We start from the raw sequence: 548 nt of genomic DNA, 5'->3' as shown, positions 1-548 counted from the left end.
CAACTGACTGATGTATCACGATCTGGTTATTATAAATGGAAAAAACGTGGAGGGGGTAGTGTTCAGGCACAAAGGGACGAAGAATTATACAACTACATCATCAAATTACATCATAAACATCGTGGTACGTTGGGGAGAAAAAGAATGAAAATGGCGTTAAAAGATGAATATGGCATTGAGGTTGGAGAGAGGCGTGTCTCCAAGATTATGCGAAAATATGGTATTCGTTGTAAAATCCGTCAAAGGCGTTCTGTCAAGCGTAACGAAATAAATAAAAAAGTACCTAATCTATTAAACCGCAACTTTCAAGCGAAGAAACCTGGAATAAAGTTTGCGATTGATATTACCTATTTACCAGTGGAAAAGGGACCAAACAAATATATTTATCTGTGTGCGATTAAAGATTTATTTCATGACGAGATTGTGGCGTATGCAATTAGTCATCGTCAAGATATAGAACTTGTGTACGAAGCATTAAATCGTTTAAAAGAAAAAAAGTTTGTGAAAGGTGCCATTCTACATAGTGATCAAGGCACACAATTCACAAA

Annotated in this window: 1 protein-coding gene; it reads left to right on the top strand. The window is 36.1% G+C overall.

Features of this window, described 5'->3' with window-relative positions:
- Positions 1-3: 3 nt before the first annotated feature.
- A partial coding sequence (locus tag KM885_RS17795; RefSeq protein WP_244987074.1) for an IS3 family transposase occupies positions 4-548 on the top strand: 545 nt, incomplete at its 3' end.

Source organism: Oceanobacillus caeni (assembly GCF_019037185.1).
Taxonomy (GTDB): domain Bacteria; phylum Bacillota; class Bacilli; order Bacillales; family Amphibacillaceae; genus Oceanobacillus; species Oceanobacillus caeni.
The sequence above is the reverse complement of the archived record's forward strand: the minus strand, read 5'-3'. Positions and strand labels throughout refer to the sequence as shown.